12 protein-coding genes are annotated in these 14,870 nt (G+C 73.5%); 6 read left to right on the top strand and 6 right to left on the bottom strand.

The genetic code is table 11. From position 1 onward, the window contains the following. Nucleotides 1–5 precede the first annotated feature (5 nt). Entirely contained in the window at nucleotides 6–1,187 is a 1,182-nt protein-coding gene (locus AB0F82_RS28510) for a winged helix-turn-helix domain-containing protein (protein WP_362632458.1), read from the top strand. Between the two features lie 35 nt (nucleotides 1,188–1,222). Here the strand turns inward: AB0F82_RS28510 and AB0F82_RS28505 are convergent, their stop codons facing one another. The 6 genes from AB0F82_RS28505 to mtrA form a co-directional block, all read right to left on the bottom strand. After that, nucleotides 1,223–1,975 (bottom strand): response regulator transcription factor, encoded by a 753-nt coding sequence (locus tag AB0F82_RS28505; RefSeq protein WP_362632456.1) that lies wholly within the window; start codon nucleotides 1,973–1,975, stop codon nucleotides 1,223–1,225. Nucleotides 1,976–2,165: 190 nt separating this feature from the next. Then, nucleotides 2,166–2,861 carry a ribosome hibernation-promoting factor, HPF/YfiA family gene (hpf, locus tag AB0F82_RS28500; RefSeq protein ID WP_390074630.1) on the bottom strand — a complete coding sequence of 232 codons (696 nt, stop codon included), beginning with the start codon at nucleotides 2,859–2,861 and terminating at the stop codon, nucleotides 2,166–2,168. 324 nt (nucleotides 2,862–3,185) lie between these two features. After that, on the bottom strand, nucleotides 3,186–3,968 hold the full coding sequence (locus AB0F82_RS28495) for a ComF family protein (protein ID WP_362632453.1): 783 nt from the start codon (nucleotides 3,966–3,968) through the stop codon (nucleotides 3,186–3,188). A gap of 127 nt (nucleotides 3,969–4,095) precedes the next feature. Then, entirely contained in the window at nucleotides 4,096–5,973 is a 1,878-nt protein-coding gene (locus AB0F82_RS28490) for an LpqB family beta-propeller domain-containing protein (RefSeq protein ID WP_362632451.1), read from the bottom strand. Continuing rightward, entirely contained in the window at nucleotides 5,963–7,822 is a 1,860-nt protein-coding gene (mtrB, locus tag AB0F82_RS28485; RefSeq protein ID WP_362632537.1) for an MtrAB system histidine kinase MtrB, read from the bottom strand. Before mtrB ends, AB0F82_RS28490 begins: the two co-directional genes overlap by 11 nt. 88 nt (nucleotides 7,823–7,910) lie before the next feature. Continuing rightward, the gene (gene mtrA, locus AB0F82_RS28480) at nucleotides 7,911–8,600 is read right to left on the bottom strand and encodes a two-component system response regulator MtrA (protein WP_187405629.1); all 690 of its coding nucleotides are present in this window, start codon (nucleotides 8,598–8,600) and stop codon (nucleotides 7,911–7,913) included. Between the two features lie 234 nt (nucleotides 8,601–8,834). Between mtrA and AB0F82_RS28475 the strand changes: the two genes are divergently transcribed. The 5 genes from AB0F82_RS28475 (at nucleotide 8,835) to AB0F82_RS28455 (ending at nucleotide 14,568) form a co-directional block, all read left to right on the top strand. Then, nucleotides 8,835–10,082, top strand: a complete 1,248-nt coding sequence (locus tag AB0F82_RS28475) for a glycerophosphoryl diester phosphodiesterase membrane domain-containing protein (RefSeq protein WP_362632448.1) — start codon at nucleotides 8,835–8,837, stop codon at nucleotides 10,080–10,082. 7 nt (nucleotides 10,083–10,089) lie between these two features. After that, a complete protein-coding gene (locus AB0F82_RS28470; RefSeq protein ID WP_436842176.1) occupies nucleotides 10,090–10,770 on the top strand; it encodes a DUF4129 domain-containing protein in 681 nt (226 codons plus the stop codon). Between the two features lie 110 nt (nucleotides 10,771–10,880). Continuing rightward, nucleotides 10,881–12,275: a DUF4350 domain-containing protein gene (locus AB0F82_RS28465; protein WP_362632445.1), complete on the top strand. Its 1,395-nt coding sequence runs from the start codon at nucleotides 10,881–10,883 to the stop codon at nucleotides 12,273–12,275. Continuing rightward, nucleotides 12,272–13,258: an AAA family ATPase gene (locus tag AB0F82_RS28460; protein ID WP_362632443.1), complete on the top strand. Its 987-nt coding sequence runs from the start codon at nucleotides 12,272–12,274 to the stop codon at nucleotides 13,256–13,258. The genes AB0F82_RS28465 and AB0F82_RS28460 overlap by 4 nt, the downstream gene beginning before the upstream one ends. After that, a complete protein-coding gene (locus AB0F82_RS28455; RefSeq protein ID WP_362632441.1) occupies nucleotides 13,258–14,568 on the top strand; it encodes a DUF58 domain-containing protein in 1,311 nt (436 codons plus the stop codon). The genes AB0F82_RS28460 and AB0F82_RS28455 overlap by 1 nt, the downstream gene beginning before the upstream one ends. Nucleotides 14,569–14,870: the final 302 nt, after the last annotated feature.

Genomic DNA, 14,870 nt, shown 5'->3' with positions numbered 1-14,870 from the left:
GCCGCATGACCAGCCTGCCGCCGCCGACCGTGTCCCTGTCCGCCGACGAGGCCCGCCGGATCGCCCTGCGCGCGCAGGGCTTCCTCGGCGCCCCCGACCGGCGCGGCGGGGTCCGGGGAGTCCTGCGCCACCTGGGCGCCGTCCAGCTCGACACCATCTCGGTGCTGGCCCGCTCGCACGAGCTGATCCCGTACGCACGGCTCGGCGCGGTCGGCCGGGACGCCGTGGAGAAGGCCTACTGGACCGAGCGGCACGCCTTCGAGTACTGGTCGCACGCGGCCTGCATCCTGCCCATCGAGGAATGGCCGCATTTCGCCTTCCGCCGCCGGGCACGCCGGGCGCGCGGCCACCGCTGGCACGTCCTGCAGGACAAGGACCGCTCGACGCGGGCGGTCCTGGACCGGCTGAGGGCGGACGGTCCGCTGACCTCCACCGAGCTGGGCGGCGCCAAGAACGGCGGCGAGTGGTTCGAATGGTCCGAGACCAAGATCGCGGTGGAGTGGCTCCTCGACACCGGCGAGGTGGTGTGCAGCGAGCGCCGCGGCTGGAAGCGGGTCTACGACCTCCCCGAGCGGGCCGTGCCCGACGCCCTGCTCCACGACGACCTGGACGACCGCGAATGCCTGCGCCGCCTGGTGGCCCTGGCCGGCCGGTCCCTCGGTGTCGGCACCCGCGCCGACATCGCGGACTACCACCGGCTCAAGGGGGAGGAGTTCGACGCGGTGGCCGCGGACTCCGGGCTGGTCCCGGTGGAGGTCGAAGGCTGGGCCAAGCCCGCCTGGGCGGACCCGGCGGCCCTCGCGACGGCCCCCCGGGGCCGCCACCGCACGACGCTGTTGTCGCCCTTCGACTCCCTGGTCTGGGACCGTCCGCGCACGGAGCGGATCTTCGGCTTCACGCACCGCCTGGAGGCGTACGTCCCCAAGCCCAAGCGGATACACGGGTACTTCGCGATGCCGCTGCTGGCGGGCGGCCGGCTCCAGGGCCGCGTCGACCCGGCCCGCGAGGGCCGCACGTTGGTCGCGCGGCAGCTCTCGCTGACCTCCCCCGCGGCCTCGCCCGCGATGGCTCGGGCCCTGCGGGAGGCGGCGGAGTGGGTCGGCTGCGACGCGGTCCGCGTGGAGCGGGCGCAGAGCGCCGCCGAGGCAGCGGCGGTGACGGCCGAACTGACCGCACTGGGCGCCTGACCGGGCCGCCCCCACGGGGGCGAGCGGGCGGCCGGCTAGCGGATCTCCAGGATCTTCTCCCGCATCGCGTAGACCACGGCCTCCATCCTGGAGTGCAGCTGGAGCTTCTCCAGGATGTTGCGGACGTGGTTCTTCACGGTGTTCTCGGAGATGAACAACTCCTTCGCGATGTCGCGGTTGTTCATGCCGGTGGCCACCAGCTTCAGGACCTCCAGCTCCCGGTCCGTCAGCCTCGGCGCCGGCACCAGCCGCCGCTCGTCGGTCCGCTGGATCATCGACTTGAACTCGGTGAGGAGCTTCGACGCCATCGACGGGCTGATCTGCGACTGGCCGTCGGCCACCGCGCGGATCGCCGTGGCCACTTCGTCCGTGGAGATCTCCTTCAGGAGGTACCCGGTCGCGCCCGCCTTGATCGCGTCGTAGAGGTCCGCCTCCTCGTCGCTGATCGTCAGCATGATGATCTTCGCGGAGGGCGCCACCTCCTTGATCGAGGTGCACGCCTCGATACCGCCGCGCCGGGGCATCCGCACGTCCATGAGCACGATGTCCGGCAGCAGGTCGGCCGCCTTGTCCACCGCCTCCGCGCCGTCCCCGGCCTCGCCGACGACCTGGATGTCCTCCTCCTGCGCGAGGACGATCTCCAGTCCTCGGCGGAAGAGCGCGTGGTCGTCGACCACGAGCACCCTGATGGGCTCCCCGGCCGACGGGCCGGCGGTTCCTCCCGAGGGGTCCGCCCCGCGGCGGTCCCCGCCGTCGTCCGCGCGTACCGGACCGAAGCTGTCCGCCATCGTGCCTCCCCCTGCATGTGCTGAGCTGCCGGGCCAACCGGACACGTTCCGCAGCCGGTTGACTGCCCGCCATGATTCCATGCCCGCACCACGGCGCGGGGGATGCCGGCGGACCTCCTGGCGCATACCGGTCATGCAGGTGCCCCCGCGGAGGCGCCGAAGCGTCCCGCGGGGGCAGCGAACGGTCTGCTCAGCCGCCGAGCGCGCCACCCGCGCCGCCCCGCGGCTCCTCCGAGCTGGAGGCCCCGTCGGGGTTCACATGGATGACGCCGTAGTCATAGGCGTGACGCCGGTAGACGACACTGGGCAGCTTCGTCTCGGAGTCGACGAACAGATAGAAGTCGTGGCCGACCAGCTCCATCTCGTACAGAGCCTGGTCGAGCGACATGGGCGCGGCCGAGTGGGTCTTCTCGCGGACGATCAGCGGGCCTTCGCCCTGCACTTCGATGGGTCCGATCCGGGTGACCGGAACTCCGTCCGCCTTCTCCTCGGTGACCGGTTGGCCGCTGCCGTTGAGCGACGCGACGCCCGGCACGACGTCGGCGACCTCTGCCGCCGGGATCCGGCCGCTGCCACGGCGGGTGTAGCGCTTGTCGTGCTGCTTGCGCAGCCGGGCCTCCAGCTTGTCCTGAGCCAGGTCCAGCGCCGCGTACGGGTCGGCGGCGGCCGCCTCGGCCCGGATCACCGGGCCCCGCGAATGCAGGGTGATCTCCACGCGGTCGGAACGGTCGGCCTGGCGCGGGTTGTGCTCCTTGGACACCTCGACGTCCAAGCTGATCACCTTGGCGTCGAGCTTCTGGATCCGCTCCGGATTCAGCTTCTCGGCCACGTGCTTGCGGAACCGCTCGGGCACCTCTGTCTTGCGGCCCTTGACGACGATGTCCACGCAGAACTCCGTTCCCGGATAGCTCCGCCCGACGGGGCGAAGCGTCTCCCTTTCGCACCAGACTCCGGTGAAGGCCGGAGCCTCGGACTTGGCGACTTTCACCTCCTCCTCCCCCATCGGCAAGATCTAAATCCCACCGACTTCGGAGCGGGAGAACAGCCTCCTGAGTTCCTACAACCGAACATATCCCTCTATGACGGTTGTCGGCACCCGCTACTGGCCTGTACTTCCAGTCCAGTGGCCGTTTCCTCGTACTACCTGCAACGATGGGCCTTCCCCTCCAGTTCCAAATCTATTCACGGGTTTTCCCCGGAGGCGTTGCGGCTACCGCCCGGACGCCTCGGGGTGCCTGCCGGCCGCCCGCACGAAGGAGTCCGCCGGCGCGGCCACCACCGCCGCCCGCAGCACGCCGTCTGTGCTCACGCCCGCACCTTCCCCGGATCCGCCCCCGTATACCCCCGCCAGGCCCGCCGCGCGCACCGCCCGGGCCGCCTCGGCCAGCGTCGCCCCGGTGGTGACCACGTCGTCCACGAGTACGATCCGGGCCCCCTCCGTAAGCCGCGCCCCGTCCCGGCGCACCGCCAGCGCGCCCGCGAGGTTCTCCCGCCGCTGCCGGGCCCCCAGACCCGCCTGGTCCGCCACCGCCCGCCGCAGCGCCAGTACGGGCGCCACGCGCGCGGGAACACCGGTCCGCCGCAGCCGTCCCGCCGCTGCCAGGGCGATCCTGCGCGCCGGATCGTGGCCGCGCGCCCGCACCTGCCGGCGCGCCGACGGCACCGGCACCAGCGCCACCTCGCCCCGCCCCGACCCCGGCCCCGGCCCGCCCGCCAGGACGGCCGCCGCCAGCGCGGCGCCCAGCACTCCGGCCAGCGGGAGCGCCCCGCGCTCCTTGTGGGCCAGCAGGACGGCGCGTACGGCCCCCTCGTAGGCGGCGGATGCCTGCACCACCGGCAGCCCCTCAGGACGCGGAGACGGGCTCACCAGCCCCGCCTCGGCCCCACTGAGCGCGCCCCTGCAGTCGCCGCACACCAGCACGCGGACGGCACCGCACCCGGCGCAGTCGACCGGCAGGACCAGCCCGGCGAGCTCCTGCCACCACCCCCGCATGGCTCCCACCCTGGCGGCCCGGCGCCCGGCCCGCCACCCCTGTGGACAACGCCCGGCGCAGGGGCTGGGGCCGCGCCTCGGCAGCACCCCGGCCGGCCGCACCCCGGTCGGTCGGTCGCCGCCGTGCTCAGCCCGGGTAGACCGGCGACCCGCCGCCCGCGACCACCGTGCGCCACTGCGCCCCCGGCGGCAGCCAGACGATCCCGTCCTCCGAGAACGCCACCACCGGCTTCGGCTTCGACTCGTCCTCCGCGGCCGCGACCGCGACCTCGGACAGCCCCGTGGCCCCCGGCAGGCTCGCCGCCACCATCGAGCCGTCCGCCAGCATGTAGCGGGCCTGCTGCACACCGCCCTTCTCGCGGCCCACCACCAGAAGCCGGCCCCGCGGCGCCCAGCTCATCGTCGTCACGTTCGCCATCTGCGGGGCCGCGGGACGCAGCTCGCGCACCGACACCGCGGAGACGTCGCCCTTCGCGTCGGGCCGCTCGATCCGCCCGATGTAAAGGATCTTGCTGTTGGCGTCCTGCTCAAGCAGCAGCGCGATCCGCGCGCCGTCGGCGGACACCTTCAACGAGGCGATCCGCCGGCCGTCGAGCCCCGCCACCTGCACCCGCTCGGGCATCGCGGTCCCGCCCGGCACCCGCCACAGCCCCGGGTGCTGCGGATCCCGGTCCGCGACCCACAGGTCGCCCGAGGCGTCCCAGCTCGGCGCCGTCAGCGTCTCCGCCTTCCCGCCCCTGCCGATCGGCACCTGCGCCGGCATCGGCCCGCCCCCGGACATCGCCACCACGTACAGCCCGTGCCCGTCCTCGGAGACCACGGCCGCGCGCCGCTCGTCGTGCGAGACCGCGGCCGAGCTGACCTTGAACGGCGGGAGCGCCGCCAGCGGCCCCGGCACCGGTTCGGTGTGGGTCTGCTGGTCGTCGCTGCTCACGTCGAGCTTCATCCGGACCAGCCGCTTGTCGTTGTCGACGAAGTACTGGAAGTCGGGGATCTTGGGCCGGTTGGCGATCGCGTCCGCGCTCACCGAGGTCACCGAGCACAGGGACGACGTCTTGTCGTCGGAGGAGCGCAGCAGTTCGACCTGGTCGAGCCGCGACCCCGTCAGGTCCTTGACCGTGTACAGGAGCTGGGTGGCCATCTTCTTGCACTGCGGCTGCGCGACGTTGCCCACCTTGTCGTTGAGCGGCACGCGCAGCGTGTTCTGGCCGTCGTACGAAAGGGACTTGGTGCCCGTACGCAGTTCCGTACCCGTGGGGAAGCTGGACTCCACGACCGGCGCGAGCCACCGGGACGGCCCTGCGAGCAGCGACTGCACGGTCTGCGTGGTCGGGTCCATCCGCGAGGCGGGGTCGGTGCGCTGGCGCACGTAGACCGGGTCGGCGACGAGCGTGGCGCCCGCGAAGTAGTACTTGTTCACCGGCATGTAGATGCGCTGGAAGTCCGACTCGCTGAGCACGAGGCCGCTGGGCGGGGTCGAGATGCGCCACTGCTTGTCCTCGTCCTGGACGAGCTGCAGCTGCTCCTCGTAGTCCCCCCCGGCCTGCGGCTGGTACGCGCTGTGTTCGTCGACGGTCGCGAGCTTCTTGCCGGTCACCTTCCAGCGGGGGCCCTCTGGGTCCTTCTCGCCGCGGACCGCGACCCGGCTGAGGCCGGAGGAGAGCACGGTGACGGCCGAGCCGGGCTTCCAGGACTTCGCGGCGGCCGGCGTGAGGTACTTGCGGGCGGTCTCCAGCTGCGGGTCGTCGCTGGTCATCGCCTCCAGGAAGCCGTCGACGATCTCCGCCGGCGTGGCCTTGTCCGCGGGCGGTACGCCGAACACCCGCACCTGCGAGTCCACGCCCTGCGAGGCCTGCACCGCGCGGATCTCGCCGCTGTCGGGCATCGAGGCGCAGCCGGCCAGGAGCAGCCCGGCCGCTGGGAAGGCGTACACCCGCAACGTGCGCAGGCGTCGGCCCCTCACCCGTGCGCTCCCCCACCGCGCGTCCACGGGCTCACCGTCCATCGGCTCGATCCTCCTGTTGTGCCTGCTCGGCCGGGCGGGCCACGACCCGGGCCCCGTTCCCCGGGAGGGCCGTCGGGTCGGCGGGCACCGACATCGCGCCCGCGACCGGCGCCCGCGGCGGTATCGGCGAGCGGTCCCCGGCATCGGACGTCTGCCGCTCCGCCGCGCTGTCCGAGGCCGCCGCGGCGTCCGCCGCGGCCCTGGCCCGGTTCGCCCGGGAGTCCTCGGGCTCCAGCGGGATGGGCGAGCCGCGCAGCGGCTCGTCGGCCGTGCGCGGCAGCGTCAGCCGGAACTGCGAGCCGCCGCCCGGCTCGCCCCACGCCTGGAGCCAGCCGCCGTGCAGCCGGGCGTCCTCGACGGCGATGGACAGGCCGAGGCCGGTCCCGCCGGTCGTGCGCGCCCGCGCCGGGTCGGCCCGCCAGAAACGGTTGAAGACGCGGGTTGCCTCGCCGGGCTTCAGCCCGACGCCGTAGTCCCGTACGGCGACGGCGACGGCCCCGCCCGCGGACGCCAGTCGGACCACCACGTCGCGGCCCTCGCCGTGCTCCACGGCGTTGACGACGAGGTTGCGCAGCACCCGCTCGACGCGCCGCGAGTCGGCCTCGGCGATGACCGGCTGGGTGTCGCCGAGGACCCGGATCCGGGTGCCCTTGTGCTCGGCGAGCGGCTCGGCCCCGTCGATGACGCGGCGCACCACCTCGCGCAGGTCGATCGGCTCCGCCTCCAGGGCCGCCGCCCCGGCGTCGAAGCGGCTGATCTCCAGCAGGTCGGCGAGGAGCGACTCGAAGCGGTCGAGCTGCCCGGCGAGCAGCTCCGCGGAGCGCGCCGTCACCGGGTCGAAGTCGACGCGGGCGTCGTGGATGACGTCGGCCGCCATCCGTACCGTCGTCAGCGGCGTCCGCAGCTCGTGCGAGACGTCGGAGACGAACCGGCGCTGCATCCGGGACAGCTCCTCCAGCTGCTGGATCTTGTTCTGGAGGTTCTGCGCCATCTTGTTGAAGGCCTCGCCCAGGCGCGCGATGTCGTCCTCGCCGGTGACCTTCATCCGCTCCTGGAGCCGCCCCGCCGACAGCCGCTCGGCGATCCCGGCGGCCATCCGTACGGGGCTCACCACCTGGCGTACGACGAGCCAGGCGACGCCGCAGAGCAGGACGACGACGAACAGGCCGGCGGTCACGATGGTGACCTTGATCAGGTTGAGGGACTCCTCCTCCTGCGTGAGCGGGAAGAGGTAGTACAGGTCGTACGGGTCCCCGTTGATGTCGGTGAGCCGCTTGCCCACGACCAGCGCCGCCTCGGGCTCCTTCTGGTCGGCCCCGCTGGTGTAGCGGATCTCGGAGAAGGTCTTGAACGTGCCGGTGGCGTGGTTGACGGCCCGGCGCAGGCTGAGCGGCACGCTGGCGGTCGGATCCACGTTCCCGGAGGCACGGGCGCCCCGGACGCCCTGCGCGCCGGGCTGGAGCTGCTCCCCGGTGCCGGCCCCGAGCGCGACCACCTCGAAGGCGGTCTGCCCGCCACTGGCCAGCTGCTTGACCAGGGAGTTCATCCACGTACTGGCGTCACGGCCGACCTTGTTGTCGGTCGCGTCGGGCCCGTCCACGGTCGCGGGGGTGTTGGCCTTCTCCTGCGCCACCGCGAACCCGCCCGCGGCCTGGCTCTGCGCGGCCTCCTCCTTGGCGTCGAGGAGGCCCTTGCTGACCTGCGCGATGACGACGAATCCCAGCGCCAGGACCACGGAGAGCGAGATCAGCAGGGTGGCGGCGACCACCCGGAGCTGGATGTTGCGCCGCCACAGCCGGACAGCCGGAAGCAGCGGCCGCCGCACGAGACGTACGAACAGCCGCAGCATGCGGCCCGCCGGCGCCCCCTCCCGGAGCAGCCTGCCGGTCCACGGGCGGGAACCGCCCCGGACCCTGCCCGAGGTGCCGGACTGCACGTCAGCTGGGTCCGGCCTTGTAGCCGACACCGCGCACCGTCACGACGATCTCGGGGCGCTCCGGGTCCTTCTCGACCTTCGAGCGCAGGCGCTGCACGTGCACGTTGACCAGGCGGGTGTCCGCCGCGTGCCGGTAGCCCCAGACCTGCTCCAGCAGCACCTCACGGGTGAACACCTGCCAGGGCTTGCGCGCGAGAGCGACCAGCAGGTCGAACTCCAGCGGCGTCAGGGCGATGGACATGCCGTCCCGCTTGACCGAGTGCCCGGCCACGTCGATGACGAGGTCACCAATGGCCAGCTGCTCGGGCGCGGGCTCCTCCGACCGGCGCAGGCGGGCCCGGATACGGGCCACCAGCTCCTTCGGCTTGAACGGCTTGACGATGTAGTCGTCGGCCCCGGACTCCAGACCCACGACCACGTCCACCGTGTCGCTCTTGGCGGTGAGCATGACGATCGGCACGCCGGACTCGGCCCGGATCAGCCTGCAGACCTCTATGCCGTCCCGTCCGGGCAGCATGAGGTCCAGCAGGACCAGGTCGGGCTTCGCCTCCCGGAAGGCAGCGAGTGCCTTGTCACCGTCCGCTACGAACGACGGCTCAAAACCTTCTCCCCGCAGCACAATGCCGAGCATCTCGGCCAGCGCGGTGTCGTCGTCGACGACCAGGACGCGTCCCTTCATGTTTGACATCATCCCATTAGCCAATCGTTACCCGGCGGTGAGCTGTCCCACAGCCAAAAGGGCTGGAAATCGCCCCTCGGACCTGCGTGGACATCGGCTCGACCGGTCAGACCCGGATCCGGGCGACAATTGAAGGTACGGGCTACCGGGCATCCGGGGGGACGGCTGGTCCGTTCGGGGCCCTCACGTGGCACGATGGCAGCGACCAGCGCCCCCGCCGCAGCAGGTGGATGTGAAGGAGCGACGATGAACGACTCTCCGGGCTGGGCTACGCCCGGATCCTCTCCGTCCGACGGCGACCGGCAGGCAACCCCCGCCGGCCGGCCGGCCACCGACGGCGGCGCGCAGCAGCCCGAACAGCCCACCGGCGACCCCAAGTGGTCCGCCGAGCAGCCCCCGCCCGGCCAGTGGTCGAGCCCCGGCGCGACACCTCCCGCCGACACCCCGCCCCCTCCGGCGCAGCCCGCCGCCGGATGGGGCCAGCAGCCCGGCGCCTCGTACGGCGGCCAGTACTCCTACCCGGGCGGCCCGGGCCAGTGGGGCCGGGCCGCGGCCGCCAAGCCCGGAGTGATCCCGCTGCGCCCGCTGGGCCTCGGCGAGATCCTCGACGGCTCGGTCGCCACCATGCGCACGCACTGGCGCTCCGTCGTACCGATCACCCTGGTCGTGGCCACGGTCATCCAGGTGATCAGCGTGCTCGTGCAGAAGTTCATGCTGAGCGACCTGCCCCTCAGCTCCACCGAGGACATGACCGCCGAGGAGGCGATCGACAGCCTCGGCAGCACCCTCGCGGTGTCGGTGGTCAACCAGTTCATCCAGGTCCTCGGGACGATCGTGGTCACCGCGATGCTCACGATGATCTTCAGCCGGGCCGTCCTGGGACAGCACTCCTCGGTCTCCGAGGCCTGGCGCGACGCCCGCCCCCAGCTGCTGCGCCTGGCCGGCCTGACCCTGCTGCTGGCCCTCGGCATCATCCTCCTCGGCGCCGTGCTGGTCCTGCCGGGAGCCCTCGCGGGCAACATCGGCCTCGCCGTCGTCGGCGTCGTCGCCTGGCTGCCGCTGGTCATCTGGCTCGGGATCAGGTTCAGCCTGGCCTCCCCCGCCCTGATGCTGGAGAAGAGCACCCTCATCAAGGCCTTCGCGCGCTCCTCGAAGCTCGTCGGCGGCTCCTGGTGGCGCATCTTCGGCATCACGGTCCTCACCAGCCTGATCGCCTTCATGGTCGCGCTGATGGTCGTGGCGCCGTTCCAGATGCTCGGCCTCTTCGCCTTCGGCGGCGGCATCGACTCCCTGGAGGACGGCAGCGCCCAGTCCGCCTGGGGGCCGCTGATCTTCTCCGGGATCGGCCTGATCATCGCCCAGACGATCATCATGCCCATCCAGTCCGGCGTCACCGTCCTCCTCTACGTCGACCAGCGCATCCGCCGCGAGGGCCTCGACCTGGAGCTCGCCCGGGCGGCCGGCATCGAGAACTACGGCACGACCGGAGGCTGACCCACCGATGATGAGCACGGGGGGCCTCATCACCCGCACCGCGGCACTCCTGCCGGGCGCGGAGACACCACCGGTGACGACACCGCGCGCACCGGCCCAGGAGGCGGCGGAGCGCGAACTGTCCAAGCCGATGTACCACGAGAACGACCCGAGCCTGGTGGACCGCGCCCTGCGCGCGTTCTTCGACTGGCTGGACGACCTGTTCGGCGCCGCCTCCGCGGCGACCCCCGGAGGCGTCGTGGGCCTGGTCGCCGTCCTCCTCGTGGTCGTCCTGGCCGTCGCCGCCCTGTGGTGGCGCCTGGGCTCCCCCCGCCGCACCGCCGCCTCCGCGAACGCCCTCTTCGACGACGGCGTCCGCAGCGCGGCCGACCACCGCACCGCCGCCGAGGCCCACGCCGCCGCCGGCCGCTGGACGCAGGCCGTCCAGGAACGCATGCGCGCCGTGTTCCGCTCCCTGGAGGAACGCACCCTCCTGGACCCGCGCCCGGGCCGCACCGCCGACGAGGCGGCCGCCGAAGCCGCGCTCTCCCTGCCGGACCACGCCGCCGACCTCCGCGCCGCCGCCCGCACCTTCGACGACGTCACGTACGGCGGCCGCACCGCCGACCCCGACGCCTACGCCCGCCTGCGCACCCTCGACCTCGCCCTGGACCGCACCAAGCCGCTCCTGACAGGACGCACCGCATGACCGGCCCCAGCGACCCCGCATCCGACGGGACCGGAAGCACACGGGAGCCATCCCCCCAGGGGGCCGAACCCGCACGGCCCACCGCCGCCGGTTCCGGTGGGGCCGGGAGTGTGTCGGGGCGATCCCCGCAGGGCGCCGAACGCACCGCCGCCGCGCTGTCCGGCCCTGGGCACCGTTCGGCGCCCGAGGAGACGCCCCGGCGCGCGCCCGGCCCCGCCGGAACCGCCCCGGCCCCGAACACCGCCGCCGCCACGGCCCCGGCAGCAGGCACCGCCACCGCCACGGCCGCCGCCGAAGCCCCCGCCACAGGCCTAGCCCCCGGCACGGGACCCCGCACGGGACCCCGCACGCACCTCCGCCGAGCCACCCGCAGGGTCCGCCGCACCGCCGCCGTCCTCGCCGTCCTCGCCGCCGGCGCCGTCATCCTCGCCGCCCTGAACTCCGGCACGCGCCACGGCCACCTCGACCCCCGCTCCGCCGACCCCACCGGCAGCCGCGCCGTCGCCGCGCTCCTCAAGGAACGCGGCGTCACCACACGTGTCGTCACCACCGCCCGCGAGGCCGCCGACGCGGCCGGCCCCCGCACCACCCTCCTCGTCACCGCCCCGGACCGGCTCGGCGCCGGCCAGCGCAGCGCCATCCGCTCGGCGATCGACCTCTCCGGCGGCCGCACCGTCCTCCTCGCCCCCGGCGACCACAGCCTCTCCGACCTGTCCCCCGGAGTCCGTACCGAGGGCGACGCCGGCGCCGACGACCTCGACCCCCGCTGCACCCTGCCCGCCGCCACCTCGGCCGGCCGCGCCGGCACCGGCGGCAACCTCCGCTACACCACCGCCCTCCCCGGAGCGACCGCCTGCTACCCCAGCGGCGGCCACCCCACCCTCCTCGTCCTCCCCACCGGCACCGCCGGCGGCGACACCGTCCTCCTCGGCTCCGAGACGATCCTCCTCAACGAGAGCCTCGCCGAGCAGGGCAACGCCTCCCTCGCCCTGCAACTCCTCGGCTCCCGCCCGGACCTCGTCTGGTACCTGCCGTCCCTCGCGGACTCCGACCCCGGCACCGGCGACCAGGACAAGTCACTCCTCGAACTGGTCCCGGCCGGCTGGTCCTGGGCCCTGCTCCAGCTCTTCCTCGCCGCCGCCCTCGCCGCCCTCTGGCGCGCCCGCCGACTGGGTCCCCTCGTCACCGAGAACCTCCCCGTCGCCATCCGCGCCTCCGAGGCCACCGAGGGCCGCGCCCGCCTCTACCGCAAGGCCGCGGCCCGCGACCGCGCCGCGACCGTCCTGCGCGCCGCCGCCCGCGAACGCCTGGCCTCGCTGGTCGGCGTAGCACCCACCCAGGCCCACGAACCGGCCGCACTGGTCCCGGCCGTCTCCGCCCGCCTGACCGGCGAGCCCCGGGACGTGACCGCCCTCCTCTTCGGCACCACCCCCTCCGACGACGCGGCGCTCGTCGCGCTCGCCGACCACCTCGACGCCCTCGAAAGAGAGGTCCGCACGTCATGACGTACCCGGCCACCGAGTCCACGGCCGCGACCGCGGACAGCGCCCGCGCTTCCCTCGAAGCGCTCCGCACCGAGATCGGCAAGGCCGTGGTCGGTCAGGACTCCGCCGTCACCGGCCTCGTCGTCGCACTGCTGTGCCGCGGCCACGTCCTCCTCGAAGGCGTCCCCGGCGTCGCCAAGACCCTCCTCGTGCGGGCCCTGGCCGCGTCCCTCGAACTCGACACCAAGCGCGTCCAGTTCACCCCGGACCTGATGCCCAGCGATGTCACCGGCTCGCTCGTCTACGACGCCCGCACCGCCGAGTTCTCCTTCCAGGACGGCCCGGTCTTCACCAACCTCCTCCTCGCCGACGAGATCAACCGCACGCCCCCCAAGACGCAGTCGTCCCTCCTCGAAGCGATGGAGGAGCGCCAGGTCACCGTCGACGGCACCCCGCGCAAGCTCCCCGAGCCGTTCCTCGTCGCCGCCACCATGAACCCGGTCGAGTACGAGGGCACGTACCCGCTCCCCGAAGCCCAGCTGGACCGCTTCCTCCTCAAGCTCACCGTGCCCCTCCCCTCCCGCGAGGACGAGATCGGCGTACTGAGCCGCCACGCCGCCGGCTTCGACCCCCGCGACCTGAAGGCCGCCGGCCTCCGCCCGGTCGCCGGCCGGGCCCAGCTCGAAGCGGCCCGCGAGGCCGTCGCCCGCGTCTCGGTCTCCCCCGAAATCGCCGGCTACGTCGTCGACATCTGCCGCGCCACCCGCGAATCGCCGTCCCTCGTCCTCGGCGTCTCCCCGCGCGGCGCGACGGCCCTCCTCGCGACCGCCCGCGCCTGGGCCTGGCTCACCGGCCGTGACTACGTCACCCCCGACGACGTCAAGGCCCTCTCCCTCCCGACGCTGCGTCACCGCGTGCAGCTGCGCCCGGAGGCGGAGATGGAGGGCGTCACGGCGGACGCCGTCATCACGGCGATCCTCTCCCACGTCCCCGTCCCGCGCTGATGGCCCTCACCGGACGCGCCGCCCTGCTGGCGGCCCTCGGCAGCATCCCGGTCGGCGTCCTGGAGCCGAGCTGGGCGGGCATGCTCGCGGTCAACGGCCCGATCGCGCTGGCCTGCGCGGTCGACTACGCCCTGGCCGCGCCGGTACGCAGCCTCGTACTGGCCCGCTCCGGCGACACCTCCATCCGCCTGGGCGAACCCGCGGACGTCCACCTCACCGTCACCAACCCCGGCCGCCGCACCCTCCGCGCCCGTGTCCGCGACGCCTGGCCCCCCAGCAGCTGGACCCCGGGCACGGAAGCGGCCGCGTCCCGCCACGAGCTGGTCGTCCCGGCGGGCGAACGCCGCCGCCTGACCACCCGTCTGCGGCCCACCCGCCGCGGCGACCGCCGCGCGGACCGCGTCACGATCCGCTCGTACGGCCCGCTCGGCCTGTGGGCCCGTCAGGGCAACCACCCCGTCCCCTGGACGGTACGGGTCCTGCCTCCCTTCACCAGCCGCAAGCACCTGCCGTCCCGGCTGGCGCGGCTGCGGGAACTGGACGGCCGCACCAGCCTTCTGACCCGCGGTGAGGGAACCGAGTTCGACAGCCTGCGCGACTACGTCCCCGGCGACGAGACCCGTTCCATCGACTGGCGCGCCACGGCCCGTCAGCACAAGGTTGCCGTCCGCACCTGGCGTCCCGAGCGCGACCGGCACATCCTGATCTGCCTCGACACCGGCCGCACCTCGGCGGGCCGGGTCGGCGACGCCCCCCGCCTCGACTCCTCCATGGACGCGGCCCTGCTGCTGGCTGCCCTGGCCACCCGCGCCGGCGACCGGGTGGACCTCCTGGCCCACGACCGCCGCCCCCGCGCCCAGGTCCAGGGCCGAGCGGCAGCCGACGTCCTCCCTTCCTTCGTGAACGCGATGGCCACCCTCGAACCGGAACTGGTCGAGACGGACTCGCGCACCCTGGTGTCCACCATCCTGCGCAGCGCCCCTCGCAGGTCCCTGGTGGTCCTCCTGACGAGCCTGGACGCCGCCCCCGTCGAAGAGGGCCTGCTCCCGCTCCTGCCACGTCTCACCCAGCGCCACACGGTTCTGCTGGCCTCGGTGGCCGACCCCCACGTGGCGGCGATGGCCGCCTCCCGGGGCACCGTGGACGCGGTCTACGAAGCCGCGGCCGCCACCCAGACCCAGGCCCAGCGCCGCCGCACGTCCGACCAGCTCACCCGTCACGGCGTCCACGTGGTCGACGCCACGCCCGACACCCTGGCCCCGACCCTGGCCGACGCCTACCTGTCCCTCAAGGCGGCGGGCCGCCTGTAGTTCCGCTCCACCCGGGCAACCGCCTTGGCGCTGGATACGCTGGGCGGGTACCCACCAGGAGGGCATCATCGTTATCGAGGAAGCGGTCCCCTATGCCTTCGGGGACACCGTCACCGCCGGCCGCTGGACGCTCGACACGAGCACCCTCAAGAGCTACCCCGCCGACCGGTAACGCGCGGGGCCAGCGCCGAAATGCAATGGCCGGTAAACGCAGAAAAGCCCCGCACCAGAAGGTGCGGGGCTTTCCCACAATGATTGTTCGGCGGCGTCCTACTCTCCCACAGGGTCCCCCCTGCAGTACC

The organism is Streptomyces virginiae (genome assembly GCF_040638905.1).
GTDB lineage: Bacteria > Actinomycetota > Actinomycetes > Streptomycetales > Streptomycetaceae > Streptomyces > Streptomyces virginiae_B.
The sequence above is the reverse complement of the archived record's forward strand: the minus strand, read 5'-3'. Positions and strand labels throughout refer to the sequence as shown.

What these genes read in the sequence shown, in the direction of transcription:
- AB0F82_RS28510 (WP_362632458.1), top strand. Translation starts at nt 6, where the DNA reads ATGACCAGCCTGCCGCCGCCGACCGTGTCCCTGTCCGCCGACGAGGCC.
- AB0F82_RS28505 (WP_362632456.1), bottom strand. Translation starts at nt 1,975, where the DNA reads ATGGCGGACAGCTTCGGTCCGGTACGCGCGGACGACGGCGGGGACCGC.
- AB0F82_RS28495 (WP_362632453.1), bottom strand. Translation starts at nt 3,968, where the DNA reads ATGCGGGGGTGGTGGCAGGAGCTCGCCGGGCTGGTCCTGCCGGTCGAC.
- AB0F82_RS28490 (WP_362632451.1), bottom strand. Translation starts at nt 5,973, where the DNA reads ATGGACGGTGAGCCCGTGGACGCGCGGTGGGGGAGCGCACGGGTGAGG.
- mtrB (WP_362632537.1), bottom strand. Translation starts at nt 7,822, where the DNA reads ATGCTGCGGCTGTTCGTACGTCTCGTGCGGCGGCCGCTGCTTCCGGCT.
- mtrA (WP_187405629.1), bottom strand. Translation starts at nt 8,600, where the DNA reads ATGATGTCAAACATGAAGGGACGCGTCCTGGTCGTCGACGACGACACC.
- AB0F82_RS28475 (WP_362632448.1), top strand. Translation starts at nt 8,835, where the DNA reads ATGAACGACTCTCCGGGCTGGGCTACGCCCGGATCCTCTCCGTCCGAC.
- AB0F82_RS28470 (WP_436842176.1), top strand. Translation starts at nt 10,090, where the DNA reads ATGATGAGCACGGGGGGCCTCATCACCCGCACCGCGGCACTCCTGCCG.
- AB0F82_RS28460 (WP_362632443.1), top strand. Translation starts at nt 12,272, where the DNA reads ATGACGTACCCGGCCACCGAGTCCACGGCCGCGACCGCGGACAGCGCC.
- AB0F82_RS28455 (WP_362632441.1), top strand. Translation starts at nt 13,258, where the DNA reads ATGGCCCTCACCGGACGCGCCGCCCTGCTGGCGGCCCTCGGCAGCATC.